Annotated in this window: 22 protein-coding genes; 10 read left to right on the forward strand and 12 right to left on the reverse strand. The window is 69.5% G+C overall.

Going from position 1 to position 21,581, the window contains the following annotated elements; translation table 11 throughout:
- Window positions 1-115: 115 nt before the first annotated feature.
- From ACXJKC_RS08015 to ACXJKC_RS08035, 5 genes are read left to right on the forward strand one after another with little or no spacing between them, the layout of a single operon-like run.
- Window positions 116-1,066: an acetaldehyde dehydrogenase (acetylating) gene (locus ACXJKC_RS08015; protein ID WP_456696175.1), complete on the forward strand. Its 951-nt coding sequence runs from the start codon at window positions 116-118 to the stop codon at window positions 1,064-1,066.
- A complete protein-coding gene (gene dmpG, locus ACXJKC_RS08020) occupies window positions 1,066-2,091 on the forward strand; it encodes a 4-hydroxy-2-oxovalerate aldolase (protein ID WP_456696176.1) in 1,026 nt (341 codons plus the stop codon). The genes ACXJKC_RS08015 and dmpG overlap by 1 nt, the downstream gene beginning before the upstream one ends.
- Window positions 2,088-3,641: an AMP-binding protein gene (locus ACXJKC_RS08025; protein WP_456696177.1), complete on the forward strand. Its 1,554-nt coding sequence runs from the start codon at window positions 2,088-2,090 to the stop codon at window positions 3,639-3,641. Before dmpG ends, ACXJKC_RS08025 begins: the two co-directional genes overlap by 4 nt.
- The gene (locus ACXJKC_RS08030; protein ID WP_456696178.1) at window positions 3,638-5,905 is read left to right on the forward strand and encodes a CoA transferase; all 2,268 of its coding nucleotides are present in this window, start codon (window positions 3,638-3,640) and stop codon (window positions 5,903-5,905) included. Before ACXJKC_RS08025 ends, ACXJKC_RS08030 begins: the two co-directional genes overlap by 4 nt.
- Window positions 5,902-6,681: an enoyl-CoA hydratase/isomerase family protein gene (locus ACXJKC_RS08035; protein WP_456696179.1), complete on the forward strand. Its 780-nt coding sequence runs from the start codon at window positions 5,902-5,904 to the stop codon at window positions 6,679-6,681. Before ACXJKC_RS08030 ends, ACXJKC_RS08035 begins: the two co-directional genes overlap by 4 nt.
- Before the next feature lie 114 nt (window positions 6,682-6,795).
- Here ACXJKC_RS08035 and ACXJKC_RS08040 read toward each other — a convergent pair whose 3' ends face one another.
- The 9 genes from ACXJKC_RS08040 to ACXJKC_RS08080 are packed head-to-tail and all read right to left on the reverse strand — an operon-like array spanning window position 6,796 to window position 14,911.
- Complete coding sequence (locus tag ACXJKC_RS08040; protein WP_456696180.1) at window positions 6,796-7,569, reverse strand: IclR family transcriptional regulator; 774 nt, start codon at window positions 7,567-7,569, stop codon at window positions 6,796-6,798.
- Window positions 7,553-8,878, reverse strand: coding sequence for a M20 family metallopeptidase (locus tag ACXJKC_RS08045; protein ID WP_456696181.1), 1,326 nt, complete (start codon window positions 8,876-8,878; stop codon window positions 7,553-7,555). The genes ACXJKC_RS08040 and ACXJKC_RS08045 overlap by 17 nt, the downstream gene beginning before the upstream one ends.
- Window positions 8,875-9,684: a hypothetical protein gene (locus ACXJKC_RS08050; RefSeq protein WP_456696182.1), complete on the reverse strand. Its 810-nt coding sequence runs from the start codon at window positions 9,682-9,684 to the stop codon at window positions 8,875-8,877. The genes ACXJKC_RS08045 and ACXJKC_RS08050 overlap by 4 nt, the downstream gene beginning before the upstream one ends.
- 8 nt (window positions 9,685-9,692) lie before the next feature.
- Window positions 9,693-10,679, reverse strand: coding sequence for a quinone oxidoreductase family protein (locus tag ACXJKC_RS08055; protein ID WP_456696183.1), 987 nt, complete (start codon window positions 10,677-10,679; stop codon window positions 9,693-9,695).
- Window positions 10,676-11,548, reverse strand: coding sequence for an alpha/beta fold hydrolase (locus tag ACXJKC_RS08060; RefSeq protein ID WP_456696184.1), 873 nt, complete (start codon window positions 11,546-11,548; stop codon window positions 10,676-10,678). Before ACXJKC_RS08060 ends, ACXJKC_RS08055 begins: the two co-directional genes overlap by 4 nt.
- A gap of 40 nt (window positions 11,549-11,588) precedes the next feature.
- Entirely contained in the window at window positions 11,589-11,732 is a 144-nt protein-coding gene (locus ACXJKC_RS08065; RefSeq protein WP_456696185.1) for a hypothetical protein, read from the reverse strand.
- Between the two features lie 25 nt (window positions 11,733-11,757).
- The gene (locus ACXJKC_RS08070; RefSeq protein ID WP_456696186.1) at window positions 11,758-12,654 is read right to left on the reverse strand and encodes an alpha/beta fold hydrolase; all 897 of its coding nucleotides are present in this window, start codon (window positions 12,652-12,654) and stop codon (window positions 11,758-11,760) included.
- Window positions 12,651-13,613 (reverse strand): DODA-type extradiol aromatic ring-opening family dioxygenase, encoded by a 963-nt coding sequence (locus ACXJKC_RS08075; RefSeq protein WP_456696187.1) that lies wholly within the window; start codon window positions 13,611-13,613, stop codon window positions 12,651-12,653. Before ACXJKC_RS08075 ends, ACXJKC_RS08070 begins: the two co-directional genes overlap by 4 nt.
- A 29-nt stretch (window positions 13,614-13,642) precedes the next feature.
- Window positions 13,643-14,911, reverse strand: a complete 1,269-nt coding sequence (locus ACXJKC_RS08080) for an aromatic ring-hydroxylating oxygenase subunit alpha (protein ID WP_456696188.1) — start codon at window positions 14,909-14,911, stop codon at window positions 13,643-13,645.
- A gap of 220 nt (window positions 14,912-15,131) precedes the next feature.
- Between ACXJKC_RS08080 and ACXJKC_RS08085 the strand changes: the two genes are divergently transcribed.
- Genes ACXJKC_RS08085 through ACXJKC_RS08105 form a run of 5 tightly spaced genes read left to right on the forward strand, consistent with a single transcriptional unit; the run spans window position 15,132 to window position 18,977 of the window.
- Window positions 15,132-16,127: an NAD(P)/FAD-dependent oxidoreductase gene (locus ACXJKC_RS08085; RefSeq protein ID WP_456696189.1), complete on the forward strand. Its 996-nt coding sequence runs from the start codon at window positions 15,132-15,134 to the stop codon at window positions 16,125-16,127.
- 43 nt (window positions 16,128-16,170) lie between these two features.
- Window positions 16,171-16,512, forward strand: coding sequence for an indolepyruvate ferredoxin oxidoreductase subunit alpha (locus tag ACXJKC_RS08090; RefSeq protein ID WP_108580321.1), 342 nt, complete (start codon window positions 16,171-16,173; stop codon window positions 16,510-16,512).
- A complete protein-coding gene (locus ACXJKC_RS08095) occupies window positions 16,509-17,273 on the forward strand; it encodes an SDR family NAD(P)-dependent oxidoreductase (protein ID WP_456696190.1) in 765 nt (254 codons plus the stop codon). The genes ACXJKC_RS08090 and ACXJKC_RS08095 overlap by 4 nt, the downstream gene beginning before the upstream one ends.
- Window positions 17,270-18,433: an MFS transporter gene (locus tag ACXJKC_RS08100; RefSeq protein WP_456696191.1), complete on the forward strand. Its 1,164-nt coding sequence runs from the start codon at window positions 17,270-17,272 to the stop codon at window positions 18,431-18,433. The genes ACXJKC_RS08095 and ACXJKC_RS08100 overlap by 4 nt, the downstream gene beginning before the upstream one ends.
- A gap of 49 nt (window positions 18,434-18,482) precedes the next feature.
- Window positions 18,483-18,977: a glutathione peroxidase gene (locus ACXJKC_RS08105; protein WP_456696192.1), complete on the forward strand. Its 495-nt coding sequence runs from the start codon at window positions 18,483-18,485 to the stop codon at window positions 18,975-18,977.
- A gap of 18 nt (window positions 18,978-18,995) precedes the next feature.
- Here ACXJKC_RS08105 and ACXJKC_RS08110 read toward each other — a convergent pair whose 3' ends face one another.
- The 3 genes from ACXJKC_RS08110 to ACXJKC_RS08120 are packed head-to-tail and all read right to left on the reverse strand — an operon-like array spanning window position 18,996 to window position 21,579.
- Window positions 18,996-19,568, reverse strand: a complete 573-nt coding sequence (locus ACXJKC_RS08110) for a TetR/AcrR family transcriptional regulator (protein ID WP_456696193.1) — start codon at window positions 19,566-19,568, stop codon at window positions 18,996-18,998.
- Between the two features lie 23 nt (window positions 19,569-19,591).
- On the reverse strand, window positions 19,592-21,100 hold the full coding sequence (locus tag ACXJKC_RS08115) for an aldehyde dehydrogenase family protein (RefSeq protein WP_456696194.1): 1,509 nt from the start codon (window positions 21,098-21,100) through the stop codon (window positions 19,592-19,594).
- Window positions 21,097-21,579 carry a hypothetical protein gene (locus tag ACXJKC_RS08120; RefSeq protein ID WP_456696195.1) on the reverse strand — a complete coding sequence of 161 codons (483 nt, stop codon included), beginning with the start codon at window positions 21,577-21,579 and terminating at the stop codon, window positions 21,097-21,099. The genes ACXJKC_RS08115 and ACXJKC_RS08120 overlap by 4 nt, the downstream gene beginning before the upstream one ends.
- Window positions 21,580-21,581: the final 2 nt, after the last annotated feature.

Below are 21,581 nucleotides of genomic sequence, written 5' to 3' on the forward strand. Positions count from 1 at the left end.
TCCTTGCCGTCTCCACTCTGTGACAGTGGCGTCGATCGCGACGTGTGACGGCTCCGGCCCACCGACGCGCCACCGTCCGTCGGGGAGAGCCCGAGGTCCATCCAGCGAGGTCAGCATGAGCACAGCCACGAAGGTCGCCATCATCGGCTCGGGCAATATCGGCACCGATCTGATGATCAAGGTCAACCGGTCCGAGCATCTCGAGATGGGAGCCATGGTCGGCATCGATCCCGACTCCGACGGCCTCGCCCGCGCACGCTCGCTCGGGGTGCCGGTGACCCACGAAGGTGTCGAGGGCCTCATCGCCCTGCCCGGCTTCGACGACATCGAGCTGGTCTTCGACGCCACATCGGCCAAGGCCCACGAGGCCAACGCCGCCCGGCTCGAGCCCTTCGGCAAGACCATGATCGATCTGACACCTGCAGCGATCGGCCCGTACGTCATCCCCGCGGTCAACCTCGAGGAGCATCTCGACGCCGGCAACGTCAACATGGTCACGTGCGGGGGCCAGGCCACGATCCCCGTCGTCGCCGCCGTCAATCGGGTCGTCCCGGTCGCGTACGCCGAGATCGTCGCCTCGATCGCCTCACGCTCGGCCGGTCCCGGCACGCGGGCCAACATCGACGAATTCACCGAGACGACGTCCGCCGCCATCACGGCAGTGGGCGGCGCGGCTCGCGGCAAGGCGATCATCATCCTCAACCCGGCCGAGCCACCCCTCATCATGCGCGACACGGTGCTCGCTCTGGTGGTCTCCGACGGTGGGTCCGACCTCGAGGGACGCATTCGCGCGTCGGTCGAGACGATGGTCGCCGACGTCGCCGCGTACGTCCCGGGATACCGCCTCAAGCAGGAGGTGCAGGTGAACCCCGTGCCCGACGACCAGCCGGTCGAGACCCTGCTGGCCGATCCAACATCTCCGCGTCCGACTCACCAGGTGTCGGTGTTCCTCGAAGTCGAGGGCGCCGCCGACTACCTGCCCGCCTTCGCCGGCAACCTCGACATCATGACCTCGGCCGGCATCCAGGTCGCCGAGCGCTTCGCATCCCGGAAGGCGGTCGTTTGATGAGTACCCCCATCTACGTCCAGGACGTCACCCTGCGCGACGGCATGCACGCCGTGCGCCACCGCATCTCGCCCACCGACGTCAAGCGCATCGTCGTCGCACTCGACGAAGCCGGCGTCGACGCGATCGAGGTCGCCCACGGCGACGGGCTGGCCGGGGGCTCGCTCAACTACGGCCCCGGGTCGAACTCCGACTGGGAGTGGATCGAAGCGGCAGCCTCGGTGATCCAGAACGCGACGCTCACGACCCTGCTGCTCCCGGGCGTCGGCACGATCGACGATCTCGAGCACGCCTACGACCTCGGCGTCCGCTCGGTACGTATCGCGACCCACTGCACCGAGGCCGATGTGTCGGCCCAGCACATCGCCGCCGCCCGCGAACTCGGCATGGACGTGTCCGGCTTCCTGATGCTGTCGCACATGGCCGAACCGGAGAAACTCGCGCAGCAGGCCAAGCTGATGGAGTCCTACGGCGCTCAGTGCGTCTACGTCACCGATTCCGGTGGACGCTTGACCATGGACGGCGTCGCTGCACGCGTCAAGGCCTACCGTGACGTGCTCGACGCCGACACGCAGATCGGCATCCACGCCCACGAGAACCTCTCGCTGTCGGTCGCCAACTCGCTCGTCGCCGTCGAGCACGGCGTCTATCGCGTCGACGCGTCGCTGGCCGGGCACGGTGCCGGTGCCGGCAACTGCCCCATCGAGGCGTTCGTGGCTGCCGCGAACCTGTCGGGCATCGAGCACGGTAGCGACCTGTTCAAGCTGCAGGACGCCGCCGACGACATCGTGCGGCCACTGCAGGACCGACCGGTGCGGGTCGACCGTGAGACGTTGACCCTCGGCTACGCAGGCGTCTACTCGAGCTTCCTGCGGCACGCCGAGAACGCCGCCGCCCGCTACGACGTCGACGTGCGCGATCTGCTCATGGAGTGCGGTCGCCGCCGGCTCGTCGGCGGCCAAGAGGACATGATCGTCGACATCGCGCTCAACCTCGTCGCGCAGAAGCAGACCCAGTCGGCGTGATCCGTCCGCGGTCGTTCGCAGAGGCCGTCGAGCTTCGCGCGAGCCGCGACCCCGACGGCGAGCTGATACGTCGGGTCGGGGGGCCCTCCATGAGCGCCGGGAGCTTGCTCGACCGGGCGATCGACAGGGCTGCCCGGCTGTCGTCGATCGTCGGGCCTGGTGACGCCGTCGCCACGGCCGTGCCGGCGGGCCCGGAGGCAGCCGCGCTCACCACGGCGCTCTCGTGGCTGGGAGCCGTCGAGCTGCCGGTACCCGATGGGCTCGACCCCGTCGTCGCTCGGGCGCTGGCACGCTCGGCCGGGTGCGTGACCGCCGTCGCCACCCCCGACCGGCTCGGTGACGAACCGCACTTGGCCGCTCTGGGCGACCACCGCGTGCACCCGGTGATGACCCTCGAAGGCCGACGCCCCGGCGTCCCGATGCTGGACGACCTGGCTGCGCGGCCGACACCCGCACATCGGGCGGAACTCGGTGCGCCAGCGGCCGTCATGATCACCTCGGGCACCGGAGGGCGCCCTAAGGGGGCGCTTCTGCCGAACGGCGCCGGGCTCGGCCAAGCCGAGCGGGTCCACCGCGCGATGGCCTACGACGCCGACGACGTCTTGTTCAACGTCTTCCCATGGCAGCATGTCAACGCCCGCCATGCCGCATTCTTGCCCGCCGTCCTCTCGGGTGCACGCGTCGTCGTCGGCCCTTTCTCGGCCTCGCGGTTCTGGACGACGGCCGCCGACGAAGACGTCACCGCGTTCAACTTCATGGGAGCGCTGTGCGCGATGCTGTTGCGCCAACCGCTCTCGTCACACGACCGAGCGCACCGAGTGCGCCAGGCGTATGGCGGCCCGGCACCTGCCTGGCTCTATGAGCAGGTGCGTGATCGGTTCGGCGTGGAGCTGCGTCAGGCCTATGCGTGCACCGAACTCGGAGACGTCGCGACGACAGGTCGCGAGGTGCGCCCCGGAGCAGCGGGTCGTGTCGTGCCGGAGTACGACGTACGCGTCGTCGACGAGCTCGGTGTGCCTGTGGCCGATGGCGTCACCGGCACCGTGCACGTACGTCCGCAGCGGCCTGGCCTGACGTTCACCGAGTACGTCGGCGACCCTGCAGCCTCGGCGGCCGCGTGGCGCGATGGCTGGTTCGTCACCGGAGACCGCGGCCGACTCGACGACGGCTGGTTCAGCCACGAGGGGCGCGCCGCCGACGTCATCCGTCGACGCGGCGTGACGATCGACGCCGAACACGTCGAGCAGGTGGCTCTCTCCCACCCCGACCTGGAGCAGGCTGCGGCAGTCGGCGTCCCATCGGAGCTGACCGACGACGAGATGCTGCTCGTGGTCGTGGCCCGGCCCGGCACTGATCCCGACCCCGCCGCCGTGCGCCAACACTGTGCCGCTCGCCTGCCACGTCACTCCGTCCCCCGCTTCGTGAGCATCGAGTCCTCCCTCCCCCGCACCGGAAGCCTCAAGATCGTCCATCGCGCCCTGCGCGACCGTGGCCTGCCATCCACCGTCTGGGACGCCGAGGCGTCCGCGACCTCTCAGGAGAACCCATGACCAGCGCCCCCTTGCGTGTCCTCGACCTCACCGACCCGTTGGGCCACCAAGGCGCCCGACTGTTCGTGGGGCTCGGTGCTGACGTTGTGCGGATCGCGCTCGACAGCGAGCGATCCGACGGTCCCGACGCCCTGCACTGGCACGCGGGCAAGCGCATCGCGGCCGTGTCGGACGTCGACCAGCTCGATGCCACCGCCTCGGCCCTGGTCGGTCGCGCCGACGTCGTGCTGGAGTCGGGGCCCCATGCTCGGCTGCGTACGCTCGCGTTGCGCGAGGCTGATCCTGCGGCGTGGGCCCACGTGGCCCACGTCGTCATCACGCCGTTCGGTCTGACCGGCCCCCGTCGCGACTGGCTGGCCGACGACACCGTGCTCACAGCCGCGGGTGGCATGGCGTGGCTCGGCGGCGATCCCGGCCGGGCGCCGGAGCCGCCGCCCCGCGAGCAGGGCGTCCAGCTCGCGGGCACGCACGGGGCGATCGGCGCACTGCTGGCCCTGCACGCTCGACACCGGACCGGCGCCGGGCAGCTCGTCGAGGTCTCGGCGCAGGAGGCCGTCGCGGCCACCCTCGAGACCGGAGCCATCGCCTGGATCCACGGGCAGTCCGTGCCCGGACGTACGTCGGGCATCTACGGACACGTCGCGCACCGCGTGTTCCGCGCCTCCGACGGGTACCTGGCCGGTGGCTACTCCGGCAGCCCCCGCATGTGGGACGACCTGCTGGCGTGGATGGTCGAGGAGGGTGACGCCGAGGACCTCGCCGACGAGAAGTGGCAGGACGTCGACGTCCGGTGGGCCGGACGTCCCCACCTCGACGAGGTCGTGGCGCGCTTCGTGGCACGACGACCCGCTGGCCCCTTCGCCGAGGAGGCTCGACGCCGCGCACTGCCCTGGGCCGAGGTCGCCTCGGGTGCCGCGCTGCTGGACAACCCCCAGCTCCAAGCGCGCCGCTTCTTCGTCGACATCGAAGGACCCGAGGGTCTGCGCGATGTGGGTCTGGGCTGGGAACCCTCCTCCGCGCCCCGGCCCGTCACGCTGGCACCGCCGCGGCTCGTCGCTGCAGACGATGTCTGGACCGACCCGCCGGCCAAGACCGTCGCCCCGACCCGCCGACGTCCCTCGGTCGACCGTGGAGCGGCCCTCGACGGCGTCCGCGTGCTCGATCTGACATGGGTGCTGGCAGGTCCGTACGTCACCAAGACCCTCGCCGAGCACGGAGCCGAGATCGTCAAGGTCGAGTCGTTCCACCGCAAGGACCCGACCCGGTTCTCCCCCGGTATGCGGCTGCGTCCCGACGCCGGCTTCGAGGACGGCGGCTACTTCCTCAACTTCAACCGAAACAAGCGCAGCCTCGCCCTGAACCTGCGCACGGACGAGGGACAGGACCTGCTGCGCCGGTTGGTGCCACAGGTCGATGTGGTGGTCGAGAACTTCAGCCCCGGCGTACTGGCCAAATGGGGACTCGACTATCCGAAGCTGCGCGAACTCAACCCCGATGTCGTGCTGGTCTCGATGGCCGGCACCGGACAGAACGGCCCGTGGCGCGATGCCGTGACATTCGCCGACACCCTCGCGGCGATGTCGGGGCTCACCGCCGAGACCGGACGCGACGATCGCGCGCCACAGGGACTCACCTTCGGCCTGGGTGACATGGTGGCGGCCAACTCAGCCGTCGTCGCGACGCTGGACCTGTTGGGCCGTGGGGCGGGTGGCCACGTGGACCTCTCACAGCTCGAGGCGATGGCCTCGCACCTCGGCTCGGCGCTGCTGCAGAGCCAGCTGCCTGTCGAAGCGTCTCCACTCGCAGTAGCGAGAGTCGTGCAGACTGCCGGCGACGACCGGTGGCTCGCTGTGGGTGCCGTCGCGCCCGACACGCTGAGGCAGGCATTGGTCGAGCTCGGGATACCCGCCGGGACATCGGACCCCCTCGACGATCTCGAACGTCATGCAGCCGAAGTGAATGCCGAGCCGCTCGCCGAGTACCTCCAGGCCCACGGCATCCCCGCTCATCCCGTGCGCGACGGCCGCGATCTCGTCGAACACGACCCGCAGCTGGCTGCGCGCGACTTCTACCCGCTGCTTGAGCATCCCCTCGCCGGAACCGTGGCCCATGAGGGTCTCGTGGCACGCCTGTCTGCGACGCCCGGCGGTCTCTGGGAGCCGGCGCCGCTGCTCGGGCAACACACCGACGAGCTGCTCACCGAGCTGCTCGGACTGACTTCCGCCGAGCTCACCGACCTGCGCGACCAAGGAGCACTCTCATGACGACGTCCACACCCACCGGCTTCAGGATCGAGCGCGACGGCGCCGTCGCGACGGTGACGATCGACCATGGTCGAGTCAACATCGTCGATCCCGAGCTGATCGAGTCTTTGCTGGTGCACCTGCCGAGCGTGCTGGACGACCCTGCCGTGCGCTGCGTGGTGGTCCGCGGCAAGGACCGCATCTTCGTCGGCGGCGCCAATCTGTCGGTGATGCGCAGGCTCGACCCGGACACCTACCGGGCCATGCGTCGCTGGGTCGACGTGCAGCGGCTGCTCGAGCTGGCGCCCAAGCCTGTCGTAGCGGCCCTCAACGGACATGCGCTCGGCGGTGGGGCCGAGCTGGCGCTCGCGTGCGATCTGCGCATCCTGCATGCTCGTGCCACGTTCGGCTTCCCCGAGACCGACCTCGGCATTTTCCCGGGAGCCGGCGGATCGCAGCGCCTCCCCCGTCTGATCGGTCCGCATCGCGCCAAACGGCTCATCATCGACGCGACCCGCCTGACCGCCGATGAGGCGCTGGCCGAAGGACTCGTCGACCTCGTCGCAGGTGACGACTTCGATGAGATCGTGGCCCGGGAGGCACAGCGCCTGGCGTCACGTCCTACGGCCACCATCGGGTTGGTCAAGGCCGTGATCGACAAGGGCTGGGGGCTGCCGATCGACGAGGCGATGACCGTCGAGGAAGAGCACGTCATGCGCAACCTCGAGGTCGCCGACGCGGCCGAAGGCATTCAGGCCTTCCTCGACAAACGCGAGGCCCGGTTCGAGGGACTCTGAGCCCTCCCCCGGACGCCCGAGGCGGTGACTTGGTCGCCTATCCGCCACCCGGACAGACGATCAACCCACCGGGCGCGACCCCGATGGGCGACCAAGTCACCGCCCACCCAGGTGTCAGTTGATGGCGTGGCCGGCAGCGACCTTCTGGCTCACCGAGCGCAGCACAGCTGCATGGCGTGACAGGTCTGCGCGCACGACCGGAGTGGTCAGTGACAGTGCCGCGAGCAGCATGCCACTCGCGCCGAAGATCGGCACCGCGACCGAGCAGTAACCGGCCGTGGTCTCTTCGATCTCGGTCGCGTAGCCGTCGGTGCGGACCCGGCGCAATTGATCGAGCAGCATGCCGGGCAGGACGATCGTCGTCGGCGTCACTCGCTGAAGAGGCGAACCCCCCATGACCTCCTCGACGAGGGAGGCCTGGCCGAATGCCATGAGCACCTTGCCGCTGGCCGTGGAATGCAACGGCAGACGCCCGGCGATGCGCGACGGCCGTGCGGACTGCGGCGCACCTGCGACCTTCTCGAGGTACAGCACTTCGAGACCGTCGAGCACGGACAGGTGCACAGCCTCGCGCGTCTGATGGTGCAGGCTCTCCATGTAGGGACGCACAGCATCGCGCAGCACGCGAAACCGCGGAACCCGACTGCCCAGCTCGAAGGCACGCATGCCGAGCCGGTACTCCAGGCCTATCCGCTCGAGCATCCCCCACTCCAGCAGTTCCTGGTTGAGACGGTGCACGCTGGCCTTGGAGATGCGCGTCCTCGCGACGAGCTCGGTCAACGTGAGGCTGTCGTCGTCGAGTTCGAAGGCCTCCAGGATCAGCCGGGCCTTGCCGAGGACGCTGTTGGCGCCACCCTCGCCGCCCTCGTCGTCAGCCACCGTGGTCACCAGGCCCGCCGTGGCCCGCGGGAAGCAGTAGCACGGTGCGCACCAGCACCTCGGCCAACTCGCGCATCGCACGCAGGTCGACGAGGTTCATGCCGCGCGAGAAGTCGATCTCGCCACCGTCGGGCGTGGCGGCCACCTTGGGCATGCCCGTGCGAGCCGTCGGGACTCCGCGCATGCGCAGGATGTTGGCGTCGGTTGCCCCGCTGTTGCCCATCGTGACCTGGTGCGGGTGACCGGCGACCGTCTCGAACGCTTCGACGGCGGCCCGTACGACCGGCGAGTCGGTCGGCGTGTGCGTCGCCGGGATTGCGGCGACCTGTCGTACCTGCAGGTCGACGCCCAACTGCTCGGACAGTCGCCGCAACTCGTCGCGGACCTCGCGGACCACGCCCGGCGGCGTCTGCTGGGTCGTGAGGCGCAGATCGAGACGCAACCTGACGTGTGCGGGCGTCGAGGCAGCGAGCCGGTCGAAGCCGCCGTGCACCGACGACACGATGCCCTGGGGCTGCATCGTGGCGTACTCGTGACGGACGGCGTAGCCCTCGAGCCAGTCCTCCAGCGCGATCGCCACTCGTCCGGCTGTGGCGACGGCATTGCTGTAGGGCAAGCGGTGACGGCTGCCGGCGTACGTGTGCTGGCCCGGCACCACGACGTCGAGCCAGACCAGCCCGACCTCCTCGTGCAACACGTGCCACCCCGGCTTGGCAATGACCGCGTAGTCAGTGGTGAAGCCCCGCTCGAGCAGCAGCGCAGCGCCGACACCGTGCCCCGTGTTGGTGCGCTCCGGATCGCCGACTCCCGGCACGGCGAAGGACGGCATGCCACCCGCGCCGAAGGCGCCCACCAGGTCGCCAGGCGGCACGACACCGGCGGCGCGGAATGCCTGCAGCACAGCCATCACGACAGCAGCGTGACCTTTGGGGTTGCCCGCGCCGAGACCTTCGACGATGTCTCCGTCGACCACCGCGTGAGGCACCAGATCTGGTCGCCAGGACGCCGACGCACCGGGCACATCGAGCGATTCATCACCGGTCGTGAAGGTGTCGATCGGCGCGTAGAGCATCAGGGAAGGGCCATCACCGCCTGGCAAGGTCGCCACCGCGTTGGCCTGGAAGGCGTCGATGGGCTGCATGGACGCGTGGAGTCCCCGAGTGGCCAAGGTGTCGGCGATCCAGGTCGCGAGGGGACGCTCGCCTCCAGTCGGGCTGGCGATGTCGACCATCCCGCGCACTGAGTCCAGCAACAGGTCACGGGTGATGTGTTCGAGCACCGAGGCTACGGAGTCCTCGACGGGCCTCTCGCCAGTCACGACGCCTCCTCAGGCTGCGTCGATCGAGATGCGCCCAGTCTGATCGAGGCGACAACCCGACCATCGACCTCGGCAGCGTACCGGCCGTCACCGGCCAGCGGGGTCGCCGACCCGAACGAGTCGAGCAGCACGATCTCGCCGGCCCGGAGGGGACTGTCGTACTCCGCGACGACCGCCGCGAGCGCGACGAGCCGCTCGACGGTGTCGTCCCACGTAGCTTCGACGACGGGACCCGAGGCTTGGTCGTCGAGCAGCACTCGGGCCAGCCAGGGGCCTGTCGCCTCGCGCGGCGAACGCTCGGGGCCTAGCACCACCAACCCAGCGCCGGCGTTGTCGGCGACGACGTCGATCGCCGTGGCCTGATGAGCGAAGACTCTGAGGTCGGCGATCTCGAGCGCAGCGCCGATCGCACCGATCGCCTCGCGCGCCTCGACGGTACCGGCGCCGCCCGGGACATCGCGCATGAGCCGCACAGCCAGCCGCACCGCGACCCGCGGCTGCACCAGGTCGCGCCCGGTGATGTGCTCGTCGTCGCGAGCGACCATGGTGTCGACGAGCGTGCCCGCGACGACGGACGGCCCGCCGTGGGTCTGGGCAAGATCGAGCACCTTGCGTCCCCACGCGTGAGCACCGCCGATGACCTGCAGCTCGGTGACGAACTGCTGCACCGCGTAGGCGGCGGGCAGATCGTCACCGATCAGGTCACTGACCGGCTCACATGGCCGGTGCACCGAGTCGGCATGCCGCAGCCTCTCGGCCGCATGCTGCACGGCCAGGTGGCGGACAGTGTCCTGAGCGGTGTCCATGATGTGGCCTAGGCCGGCCGAACGACGGCGCGCCCTCGCACCCGACCGTCGCGGAGCAACTGCAGCGCACGACCTAGATCGTCCAATCCGAACGTCTCATAGTCCAGCGTCAGTTCGCCCGCAACGAGCATCGCAGCCAACTCGGACAGCAGCGCCCGGGCCTCGCGCTCGCGCCGGATCATGTTGACCGGCAGCAACGCGACGTCGTCGAGCAGCCAGTTGGACAGGCCGAGGCGCACGTCGTCGCCCGCGACGTAGCCGATCGACACGGCACGGCCGCCGGGACGGACCCAGCGTGCGCGCGCCGGCAGGTCGGAGCCCCCGAGCGTATCCACCAGCAACGTCGCCGGGCGGTCGGCGGCGAGCGCCACCACTGCCTCGTCATCGCCGGCCACGACGACCGTCGCACCGTCCGCGACGCGCTCGACCTGGGACTGATCGGCCACCAAGGCCGTGACCTGCGCACCGCTGCGGAGAGCGAGCTGGGTGACCATCGAGCCGACGGCACCGGCCGCACCGGCCACGACGACGTGCTCGTCGGCCGCGGACGGGACATCGGCGAGCCAGGTGCCGAGACGGCCGACTCCGTGGAGAGCCGTGTGGGCCGTCGTGGTCGGCTGGAAGAACGTCGCACCGACTTCGGGGGCAAGACCCTCGGGCAGCTCGGTGAGGGTCTTGTCCTTCGTGACCACGAACTCGGCCCACGTGCCGTCGCGCATCAGCCCGATGCCGCCACCGCGCAGGATGACCCGCGTGCCGGGCGCGAAGCGCTCGGACGTCACGACGACGCCGCAGCCCTCGACCCCGCCGACGTACGGCAGGGAGGGCTTGATGCCGAAGTCGCCGCCGGCCACGGTGACGTCGAGGTGCGACACCGCCGCGACCTCGACCCGCACGAGGGCCTCGCCCTCACCCGCGACGGGCGCGGCGACGTCCTCGACGACGGGCGCCTCGCCCCACCCGTGGATGCGGGCGGCGCGCATGGTGTCGCTCACGCGGGGTGCTTCTCGAGGAACGCCAGGCTGAGCTCGTTGTACTTCTCGGCCTGCTCGTGCTGGGGCCAGTGGCCGCAGTCGTCGAACAGCACCAGCTCGGAGCCGGGGATGTTCTGGTGCATCGCCTGGGCCTCGGGGACGTCGCCGAACGGGTTGTTACGTCCCCAGACGACGAGGGTCGGCACCGTGATCTGCGCCAGCTGGTCGGGCGTCAGGATGTTGCGCAGGCGCGTGTCCATGTCCTGCAGTGACAGCAGGTTGTCGATGTTGGCGACGAAGTCGGGCTGCTGGTAGATCGCGTGACGGATTGCGACGAGCTCTTCCGTCGCATTGGCCGGGTCGTGCATCAACAGGTGCATGCGCTTGCGGGTCAGCTCGACGTCATTCGACTCCACCGCGCGGCGCGTGCTGGTGCGGATGCGCTCCATGACTTCCGGGACCGCGACGGTGCCGCCGGCCGCGAGCAACTGCAGCGAGATGATGCGCTCCGGGTTGTCGATCGCGGTGCGTCCGCCGACCCACCCGCCGAGCGACTCGCCGCCGATATGAGCCTTCTCGATGCCCACGGCGTCGAGATAGTCGAGCAGGTGATCACGGTAGCGCGGGATCTCGTACGGGTAGTCGGGCTTGCCGGTGTATCCGTGGCCCAGCATGTCGATCGCGTGAACCGTGTAGCGCTCGGCATGCGGCTTGATGTTGCGCATGAACGCCTCGAGGTGACCGCTCGTGCCGTGCAAGAAGACGATCGTCTCCTCGCCGTGGCCGGCCTGCAGCGAACGGGTCGGCACACCTCCGGCGTCGACGGTCGAGAGGGAGAAGTCGAGACCGGCGAGCTCGGTCCAGATCGTGCGGGTCAGTTCTTGGGTCATGTCAGGTCTCTCCTCGTCCGCGGCGCGATGCCGCGGGTGGTCACTGGTTGATGCGGTGGACCTGCGTGTTGACGCGGGCCAGTGGATTGGGGACGATGCGCTGATGCGTCGCGAGCCGGTGGCTGACGATGCGTCCGCCACCGAGGATGGCGATCGCGGCCAGCGCGATGGTGATGAGCTTCATGGGTGCGTCTTCCTAGGTGGGCGGATCAGCGATGGTCGATGGCGTGAAGGAAGCCGTCGACGACGGCGTGGAACGCGCCGGGGCGCTCCTCCTGCAGGTGATGCGACACATGGTCCATGACGTGCAGATTGCCCCGCTGCACCATGCGAGCCAGCATCATCGGGTAGTCGGGCGTCAGGAAGGCGTCCTCGCGGCCCCACATGAACAAGGTGGGTGCCTCGATCTGGCCGAGCCGGTCGGTGAGGTCCTGCCAGTCGCCGCGCGGCGAGTCCGACATCGCGGCCAGGCCGCGCTCACCCTCGTCGAGGCTCTGCTCGTACCGCATGTCGAGGGTCTCCTCGGGCAGTCGGTCGGGATCGAACCACTCGAGCGACGTGATGAGCGTGCGCATCTTGTCGCGGGTAGGGCCCTCGCCGCCGTAGTAGACGTCACGCGCCTTGCGGCCACGGTGCCCCTTTTCGGGCAGCGGGGCCAACGGACCGTAGAACACCGGCATGCTGCCCGTCACGACGAGCGACCGCACGCGCTCGGGGTACAGCGCCGCGAGGTTGAGCGCAATGGTGCCGCCCCACGAATTGCAGATGAAGTCGGCCTTCTCGATGCCGAGCTCGTCCATCAAAGCAATGGTCTTGGCCGCGTGGAAGTCCCACATCGGACCCGTGATGAGGCACTTCTCGGACTGGCCGTACTGGAGGATGTCGACCAGCACGCAGTGCCGATCGGCGGTGAAATACGGCGCCACCGGGCCGAAATCGCTCCACGCCGTGCAACCCGGGCCACCGCCGTGCAGGAAGATCGTGTCGGGCCCAGAGCCGAGTTCGTAGTAGTGGTAGGTCACGCCGTCCGTGGTAGCGAACTTGCTCTCCGGTGCGGGGCCTGCCGCCGGGGACGTCAGCGAAGGCGTGGCGGTGTCGATCGTCATGGGGTTCCATCCTGGGTCGTTGCATCTGCGGGTTCGATCACTGCGACGCCCATGCCGGTGAGCCACTCGGGCATCTCGGAGTAGGCCAACGCCTTGCCCGGCGCGAAGCCGAGGGCGGCGATCATCACCATCCACGTGCGCAGCTCCTGGCCGCCGTTGCCGGCACGCTCAGCGATCTGCTCGGTGGTCAGCTCGGCGTACTGGCGCATGTCCCCCTTCTCGAGGTCGGCAAGCCACGTCTCGTCGAAGTCGGGGAAGATCGTGGGCTGGGCGGACACGATGATCTCGCGACGCCGGTCGTTGTAGCGCTCCCACTCGCCCCGGCCGTTCAGCCAGGCGTCGACCAGGAACTCCTCATCCTCGCCCTCGGGGGCGGTCCAATCGCTGGGCCACGGGAGCTGGTGCGAGAGGCCGCCCGACGCGATCACGACGACGCGCTTGTCGCTGCCGATCTCGGCGACCGCGCGGGTGATGTTGGCACCCAGCTCGGCCACTCGCGGCATCGTCGGCAGGGGCGCGGCGAACACGTTGACGACCAGCGGCACGACCGGCACGTCGATGCCGTCGAGCAGGTACTGGATAGCGTGGGCCTGGCCGTGGTCGATCTGCAAACGGGCCGAGATCGCGACCTCGGTGCCGCGGTCGACCAGCTGCTGGGCCAGGGCCTGCGCGAACTCTGGGTCGGTCTTCTGCGGTCCCTTGGGGGTGCCGCCGTCACCGGCGGCGATGACCTCGCCCACGCCCATCGTGAACGACGGGATCATGTCGAGCCAGAACCCGCGGAAGTGGTTCGAGCCCACCAGCACCACGACATCGGGTGCCGCCGCGGCGATGCGGTCGCGCGCGGCAGCCAGGCCGTCACGGAAGGCCTCGGCGCGGTCGGTGTGGACGACCTTGTCCCAGTGGGTGTTCATGAGGGTGGAGTGCGATGCCGCCACTCCCAGCACGATCGATGCCATGGTGCTCCTTGCTCGTCGGTGGGGAAGGGTCAGGCGGGCTCGGGCACGTCGATGCCCTGCTCGGCCAATGCGTCGACCCGGTCCTCGGTGGTGTCCTCGGCGAGCTTGCGCCACTGCAGCAGCGAGTCGTCGGGACGGTAGAGCTTCTCCGGCGGGGCGTCGGTGACCTCGACCATCCACTTGTCCTGGCCCGAGAACTGGCCGTGGAACAGCCAGCGGACGGCACCGAGGTACTTGAAGTAGAAGGGGATCGTCTTGAGCCCCTTCTTGAAGTCGGCCATGACACCCACGTAGAGGTGGTTGTCGGCGTCGACCGGCACGTAGAACTCGTAGTGGATGAACGTCGGGTAGGCGATGCGCAGCACGCCGGGCATCGACACCGAGGCGAAGCCCGGGAAGTCCTGCTCGGCGATGACGGGGTTGACCTCGCGGTGCGAGCCCGTGTTGCCGATGTTGGTCGTCGTCTTGGGCGGCTTCGACTTGTACCAGGCCTGCCCGGTCCACTTGCCCAGCCCGGGGAAGTCGGCGTCCCAGTACTGCTCCTGCTGCACGCGGTAGATCCAGCGGCCGCGCTTGACGATCTTGGTGGTGTTCCACACCGGCATGGCCTTGAACAGGCGCCACAGCGCGGTGCGGTGCAGGTACTTGGCGTGGCCCTCGTCGTAACCGTTCTCGCACGCGAAGCGCCAGTTACCCTCACGGGGCATGATGCGCGAACCGATGACGGCCGCGTTGCTGACGAGCTCCTCGGGCAGCTGCTCGTCGATAGGGTGCGGCTCCTCGCCGTCGCCGACGAAGATCCAGACCATGCCGAGGCGCTCCTCGACGTGGTACGTCGGCTGCGTGACCTTGCCGCAGATCGGCGACTCGGGGCCGTCGGTGATGGCGGCCTTGAGGTCGCCGGTCTCGAGATCGAACGTCCAGCCGTGGTAGACGCACGAGATCGTGCCGGGGAACTGCTTGTTGCCGTAGCTCAGCGGGACGCCGCGGTGCGGGCACCGGTTGGCCATGCCGCGCACGACACCCTTGTCACGGATGACGAAGATGTCCTCACCCAGCAGCTTGACCCGGACGGGCCGCTCACCGACTTGCGAGGAGTAGACGACGGGGTACCAGTAGCCGCGGAAGCCCGCGGCCGCCGCCTGGTAGTGCGGCCAGCTCGACCAGTCCTGACGTCCCGGCAGGTGTCCATCGTGCCGGCGTTTCGCCGACGTCTTGGGACGCTCCGAGGTCGGGGCTGCCTTCTTCGGGGCGCGCTCGGCCGCCGGTGCGGCTTGCGAATCCAGCGTCTCGCTCATCGTCTCTGCTCCAGGTCCTCGGGGTCGTAGGTGCATCAGCAGACCATTCGGGCGTCGGCACGACAAACGACTTGGTTCGCCCAGCGGACTTCGCCCGAAGACTGGTCCGGACGAGCCGCGAATTCCGCTCAGCGATCCCGATTCGATGTCGTACGGACTCGTCCGACCTAGAGTCCCTCGGACCCGACCACCACCCCTGGTCACCTACTGAGGAGCTGTCGTGAGCGCACCGTCCATCGTCATCGAGACCGACGTCGTCATCGTCGGTGCCGGGCCGACCGGTCTCTACGGCGCCTATTACGCGGGCTTCCGCGGCCTGTCGACCGTCGTGGTGGACGTCCTTCCCCAGGCAGGCGGCCAGGTCATGGCGCTCTACCCGGAGAAGCAGATCCGCGACGTCGCAGCGTTGCCGTCGATCCGCGGTCGGGACTTCGTGGCCAACCTGGTCGAGCAGGCCGACACGTACGAGCCCACCTACCTTTTAGGCCGCCAGGCCGTGACGCTCGAGCACGTCGACGGCTCCCCCGTGCTGACGCTCGACGACGGGACGGTGCTGCGGGCCGGCGCCGTCGTCATCACCGCCGGTATCGGCACGCCGACACCGCGGCCTCTCGGCACAGGCGATGAGTTTGTCGGCAACGGCCTCTCGTACTTCGTCGTCGATCCCTCCAAGCATGCCGGCCAAGATGTCGTGATCGTCGGCGGCGGCGACTCCGCCCTCGACTGGGCCGACGCACTCGCGACGATCGCCCGATCCGTCACGCTCGTGCACCGTCGTGCCGCCTTCCGCGGCCACGCTGCAACGCTCGACCGTGTGCGCACCGGCTCTGCGGTGATCCACACCGACACCGAGGTCGTGGCCCTGCACGGCGACTCGGCCACCGAGGCACTCCAGAAGGTGACGCTGCAGGCCAAGGACGGCACGGAGACCGTCGTCGCCTGCGACCACGTCATCGCCGCACTCGGGTTCATCAGCGATCTCGGCCCGCTGCGCGAGTGGGGCGTCGAGCTGCTCGGCCGATCCATCGCGGTCGACCGGTCCGGCCGAACCAACCTGCCCCGCGTCTACGCAGCCGGTGACGTCACCGACTACGACGGCAAGGTCAAGCTCATGTCGGTCGGCTTCGGCGAGGTAGCCACCGCCATGAACCACGTCGCGGTCGACCTCGATCCTGACCTCGTCCTCTTCCCCGGCCACTCGACCGACGGCGCCTGAGCCGACCCCCACCCGAAACCCACCTCGAACAAGGAGACATCTGATGGCCTACGTGATCGGATCCGACTGCATCGACGTCCTCGACCGCTCCTGCATCGAGGTCTGTCCGGTCGACTGCATCTACATCGGCGACCGCCGGAGCTACATCAACGCCAACGAGTGCATCGACTGCGGCGCCTGCGAGGTCGAGTGCCCCGTCAGCGCAGTGTTCGTCGATCGCAAGGCCCGTAAGGACCCCGAGCTCGGCGAGTTCCTGGCCGACTCGGTCGCATTCTTCGAGCTGCCTCTCCCTGGTCGCGATGAGGCGCTCGGTGACCCCGGCGGATCGCAGAAGCTCGGCCCCGTCGGCGTCGACACGCCGTTCACGGCCGACTACAGCGCGTGACCGATCAGGGTCCGGTCGTCGTCACGGGAGGCACCAGCGGCATCGGCCTTGGCGTGGCCCGGCGGCTCGTCGCCGACGGACGGCCGGTCGTGCTGCTCGGACGCGACCGCGGACGGGCTGACGACGCGCTGGACGAACTGGTCGACTTCGGAGCCGACCCGGAGACGATCGTCGCCGTGGCCGGCGACACGACCGACCCCCACCACCTGGCACGCGCCGTCGACCTCTGCGCCGAGCGATGGGGCCCGGTCACCGGTCTCGTGACGGCCGCCGGGCGCCTGGCGCGGGGCAGCGTCACTGACCTCCCGCTGGACGAGCTGCGAGCTGCGCTCGAGACCAATGTCGTCGGCACCTGGCTCGCGATCCGTGCTGTGCTCCCGACGATGGTCGAGCAGCAGCACGGCCGCATCGTGACGATCGGATCGGTACTCGGGTCAGTGGGTGCCGCCGACCGCGCGGCCTATGCGGCGACCAAGGGCGCCGTGGCCGCCATGACCCGGTCGATCGCGCTCGAGGTGGCCGCCGACGGCGTCACGGTCAACTGCGTCGCCCCCGGCCCGGTGCGCACCCCCATGAACGCCGATCAGCACGGCACGGCGGCCGACCGCGCGGCCGAAGCCGCCTTCACGGCATCCATCCCCGCCGGCCGCTGGGGCAGCCCCGACGATGTCGCCCACGCCGTCGCCGGCCTGCTGGCCCTTGAAGCCGGATGGACGACGGGATCGGTCGTGCACGTCGACGGAGGCTTCACGGCCCGATGAGGGCTGTCGCGGCGGCCGCGCTGTCGATGACGATGGTGGCCGCGCCGCCGTTCGTCGTCGGGACGATGGGAACCGGTATCTCAGCCGATCTCGGGCTGTCGGTGCCGGCTCTGGCCGGCACCGTGTCCTTCGGCTACCTCGTGGCTGCGGTAGTCAGCCCCCTTGGAGGGCTCGTCGTGCAACGCGTGGGACCCTCGCGCGCACTGCGGCTCTCAGCAGCAATGGCAAGCGTCGGTGTCGCCCTCGTCGCCGTCGCCCAGGGGCCGGCGACACTGGCGATGGCCTTCGTGGCGCTCGGGATGGCCAACGCGGTGATCCAGCCCGCCTCCAACGGGACGCTGGCGACCGCGGCCACCGGACGTCGACAGGGCGCGGTCTTCGGCATCGTCCAATCGGCCGTGCCGGCGGCCACCCTCCTGGCCGGGTTGCTGCTCGCCTCGTTCGACGACGTGAAGCCCTGGCGACAGGCCATGGTCATCCTGCTGGTCGCAACCCTGCTGCCGCAGCTCGTCGTGCCGCGGCGCCCTGGGGCCACGCCGCGCGCCCCGCGCCGTGCTCCCAGCACGTCGACCTTGACGCAGCGTGGCACGCTCCTCGCCCTGTGCGTCGGAGGATTCATGGGCTCGGCGGCGGCCACGACCGTGGCGGTCTTCGGCGTCGCCAGCGGGCTCTCGTCCGGCCTCTCCCCCGCCGTGGCTGCCGGCGGACTCGTGCTCGGCAGCCTGTGCTGCATCGCCGGCCGCATCCTCACCTCGTGGCGCTGGGGCGACCACACGTCCCGCCGTCTACTGCTCGACATCGCCGGCCTGCAGATCACCGGCGTCCTTGGCGTCGTGCTGGTCGGCACAGGCACCACGGTCGGCTACCTGGTCGGTATCGCGGTCGCCTTCGGCTGTGGCTGGGGATGGACCGGACTGCTCAACATCGCGATCACGCGGGTGTGGATCGGCCGCGTGGCATCCGTGACCGGTGTCATGCAAAGCGGGCTGTTCGGGGGAAGCGTGGCGGGGCCACTGATTTTCGGGGCGGTGGCCGACACGACCGGCTATCCCAACGCGTGGCTCGTGGCGGCTGCGGCTCTGGCCGTCGCCGGGTCGGCGAGCACCGTCGCCGCGCGGTGCGTGGGAACGACCCCGGCCCGCGCCGTGTTGTCTTGGTGAGCAGAACTGCCGGAGGGTCACGTGGGCGCGACAGGGTTAGCCTCGGCCCATGACCCTTCTCGACGCACCGATCACCCGCCTCGACGGCACCCAGACAACCCTCGGCGAGATCACCGGCGGGCGCGCGGCCCTGCTCGTCAACGTCGCCTCCAAGTGCGGCCTCACACCGCAGTACACGGCCCTTGAGCAACTGCACGAGAAGTACGCCGATCGTGGCTTCACCGTGATCGGCTTTCCGTGCAACCAGTTCGGTGGTCAGGAGCCGGGCACGTCCGGCGAGATCGCCGACTTCTGCTCGCTGACGTACGGCGTGACGTTCCCCATGACCCAGAAGCTCGACGTCAACGGCGATGGACGCCACCCCGTCTACACGATGCTGGTCACCACGCCGGACGAGGACGGCCAGGCCGGCGACGTGGAGTGGAACTTCGAGAAGTTCCTCGTCGGGGCCGACGGCGAGGTCGTGTCGCGCTTCCGCCCAGCCGTCACACCCGACGACGACCGCGTCATCGCTGCCGTCGAGGCCCTCACCTCTGGCTCCTGACGCGCCGCAGAGCTCGGCTCAGTCCGCGAGTCTGGTGAGGATGTCGCGGAGCGCGTCGAGCACGTGCTCGGTGCGCAGGTCCTCGCGGTAGATCAAGTGCTGCAGGGCGAGGCCGTCGAGCGCCGCGAACACCAGGGCCGCAACCCGACCGTCGGGATCGTCGATGCCCACGGCGGCGAACGTCTCGCGCACCTTCTCGATGTACCGCTCGTACTGCTGGCGGATGTTGTCCATCGGGAGCGCGCCCCGGATAGCGTGCGTCGTCTCATCGAACTGCAGTACCGATCGCTCCCACGAGACGTTGAACCACTCGACGAACGTCGAGGCGAACTCCTCGACGCTGCCTGCCCTCAGCCGTACGCCATCGGAGTCCTGCTCGGCGGCTCGGCGGAACGCCTCGTTGAGCAACTGCTCGCGCGTGCCGAAGTGGTGCCGCACCAGGCCGTGCGTGACGCCCGCCCGTGCGGCCACCGCTCGGTAGGTCACCGCGGACAGGCCCTCTCGGCCCGCGATCTGGATCGCGGCGTCGAGGAGCCTGTCCTTGCTGGAGAGTCGCTCGTCCTCACGAGCGAAGCTGGGGATGGAGTCCATGAGGACACCCAATCACGATCGGGTCACCGACCCGACAGCCCCCACAGCGGCGGCCGATCCGTGCTCAGGTCGATGTTGACCGACTTGACCGCCGTGTACTCGCGCAACGTCTCGAACGAGAGCTCACGCCCGAAGCCGCTGTCACCTCGACCACCCATCGGCATGCCCGGCGCCAGGTCGAACCAGCGGTTGACCCAGACGATGCCGGCATCGAGTTCATCGGCCATGCGGTGGGCGCGGCGCAGGTCGTTGGTCCAGACTCCGGCGGCGAGACCGTAACGATTGGCGTTGGCCCGCGCGATCGCCTCCTCGTCGGTACTGAAGCGCTCGGCGACCGTCACAGGCCCGAACACCTCGCTGCGCGTGATGGTGGCCCCACCTTCGGGATCCGCGAGAAGCACGGGCCGCTGGTAGAAGCCGCCGGCGAGCGAGGCGTCGAGGTCGAGCGGCTCGTCTCCGACCAGCACCGACACTCCTTCGGCACGAGCGCCGTCGAGGTGTCCACGGACGAGGTCCAGCTGCTGCCGTGACACCAGCGGGCCCATCTCGCTGGCCGGGTCGGTCGCGTCGCCGACCGTGATGCTGCGGGCGACCTCACTGAAGCGGGCCACGAACTCGTCGTGGATGTCGTCGTGCAGCAGGAGCCGGGACGAGGCGATACACGCCTCACCGTTGGCCAGGTAGATGCCCATCAACGCGTCCTGGACTGCGACGTCGAGGTCGGCATCGGCCGCGACGATCATGGGTCCCTTGCCACCCAGCTCCATCAAGCTGGGCGTCAGCGTGCGGGCCGCGGAGCCCAAGATCGCGGTCGCAGTGGCGGGTCCACCGGTGAACGTGATCTTGGCGATGTCCGGGTGCGACACGAGAGCAGCGCCGGTCTCGGGGCCGACCCCTGTGACGATGTTCAGCACACCGGGTGGAAGGGCATCGCCGATCACGGCGGCAAGCTCGAGGATGCTCGCCGAGGCGAACTCCGACGGCTTGACCACGATGGTGTTGCCTGCCGCGATCGCCGGCGCGACCTTGTTGGCGAACGTGATGATCGGCGAGTTCCACGACAGCACCGCCGCGACGACGCCCAGCGGCTCGCGCTTGGTGTACAGCAAGGTGTCGGGGTTCGCCAGCGGGATCTGCTCACCATTGAAGGCCCGGATCGCACCGGCGTAGAAGCGGAAGATGGCCTGCACCGTCGGGATGTCGGCGATGAACGCCTCGCGGATGGGACGCCCGTTCTCGGTCGCCAGCAGAGACGCGAACCGCTCGCTGTCAGCCTCGAAGCGGTCGGCGATCTCCAGCAGCACGGCCTGGCGTCGATCGACCGTCGTTCGCCGCCAATCGCGGAATGCGGCCTTCGCGGCTGCCACGGCCCGCTCGACGTCGGCGGCGGAGCCCTGGGCGAGCAGCGCCCACGGCGTGCCGACGCTGGGGTCGATGGCCTCGAACGTGCCGGAGCCGGCGACCCAGTCGCCGCCGATCAGCTGCAGGTAGTCCGCGGTCGGGGCGTACGCGTTGCGTCCGACCGCGCTCATGCGACGCTCCGCCGACGCGGACGCAGCGCTGTGCCGGTGGCCAACACGACCTGCACGGCCGCGAGGGCCAGGCCGGCGTTCATCAGGACATCGACGGCACCGGACGACATCAGGCCGTCCGACGACGAGGCCATCTGCATGCCGGCGTGGCCCATGGCAGCGTGGTCCATGCCTGCGTGGCCCCCGGCACCCGACGACATCATCAGCAGGTGTACGACGATCATCGTCAGGGCGACCGCCGCCGCGACCGAGTGGTGGCGGCGACCGTGTGTCGATCCGGCCCGCCGCGTACAGGCGACGCAGAGCCCCGACAGCACCAGCATCGTCACGCTCATGGTCAGCATCGACGTGCCGGTCGCCACGAGCAGCACGACATGCACTGCGAAGCAGGTGACGGCGACGACGGCGATCGCCGTCGTCGCGAGATCTCGCGCCGGCCGGGTCGACCGGGCGGTTGTGACGGTGGTGCTGGTTGTCATGG

Source organism: Aeromicrobium sp. P5_D10 (assembly GCF_054049535.1).

Bases quoted from the DNA above. Each gene is read 5' to 3' on its own strand.
- ACXJKC_RS08030 (WP_456696178.1), top strand. From the start codon at position 3,638: ATGACCAGCGCCCCCTTGCGTGTCCTCGACCTCACCGACCCGTTGGGC.
- ACXJKC_RS08110 (WP_456696193.1), bottom strand. From the start codon at position 19,568: ATGGACTCCATCCCCAGCTTCGCTCGTGAGGACGAGCGACTCTCCAGC.
- ACXJKC_RS08065 (WP_456696185.1), bottom strand. From the start codon at position 11,732: ATGAAGCTCATCACCATCGCGCTGGCCGCGATCGCCATCCTCGGTGGC.
- ACXJKC_RS08075 (WP_456696187.1), bottom strand. From the start codon at position 13,613: ATGGCATCGATCGTGCTGGGAGTGGCGGCATCGCACTCCACCCTCATG.
- ACXJKC_RS08105 (WP_456696192.1), top strand. From the start codon at position 18,483: ATGACCCTTCTCGACGCACCGATCACCCGCCTCGACGGCACCCAGACA.
- ACXJKC_RS08120 (WP_456696195.1), bottom strand. From the start codon at position 21,579: ATGACAACCAGCACCACCGTCACAACCGCCCGGTCGACCCGGCCGGCG.
- ACXJKC_RS08100 (WP_456696191.1), top strand. From the start codon at position 17,270: ATGAGGGCTGTCGCGGCGGCCGCGCTGTCGATGACGATGGTGGCCGCG.
- ACXJKC_RS08035 (WP_456696179.1), top strand. From the start codon at position 5,902: ATGACGACGTCCACACCCACCGGCTTCAGGATCGAGCGCGACGGCGCC.
- ACXJKC_RS08060 (WP_456696184.1), bottom strand. From the start codon at position 11,548: ATGACCCAAGAACTGACCCGCACGATCTGGACCGAGCTCGCCGGTCTC.
- dmpG (WP_456696176.1), top strand. From the start codon at position 1,066: ATGAGTACCCCCATCTACGTCCAGGACGTCACCCTGCGCGACGGCATG.
- ACXJKC_RS08050 (WP_456696182.1), bottom strand. From the start codon at position 9,684: ATGGACACCGCTCAGGACACTGTCCGCCACCTGGCCGTGCAGCATGCG.
- ACXJKC_RS08080 (WP_456696188.1), bottom strand. From the start codon at position 14,911: ATGAGCGAGACGCTGGATTCGCAAGCCGCACCGGCGGCCGAGCGCGCC.
- ACXJKC_RS08015 (WP_456696175.1), top strand. From the start codon at position 116: ATGAGCACAGCCACGAAGGTCGCCATCATCGGCTCGGGCAATATCGGC.
- ACXJKC_RS08070 (WP_456696186.1), bottom strand. From the start codon at position 12,654: ATGACGATCGACACCGCCACGCCTTCGCTGACGTCCCCGGCGGCAGGC.
- ACXJKC_RS08090 (WP_108580321.1), top strand. From the start codon at position 16,171: ATGGCCTACGTGATCGGATCCGACTGCATCGACGTCCTCGACCGCTCC.
- ACXJKC_RS08115 (WP_456696194.1), bottom strand. From the start codon at position 21,100: ATGAGCGCGGTCGGACGCAACGCGTACGCCCCGACCGCGGACTACCTG.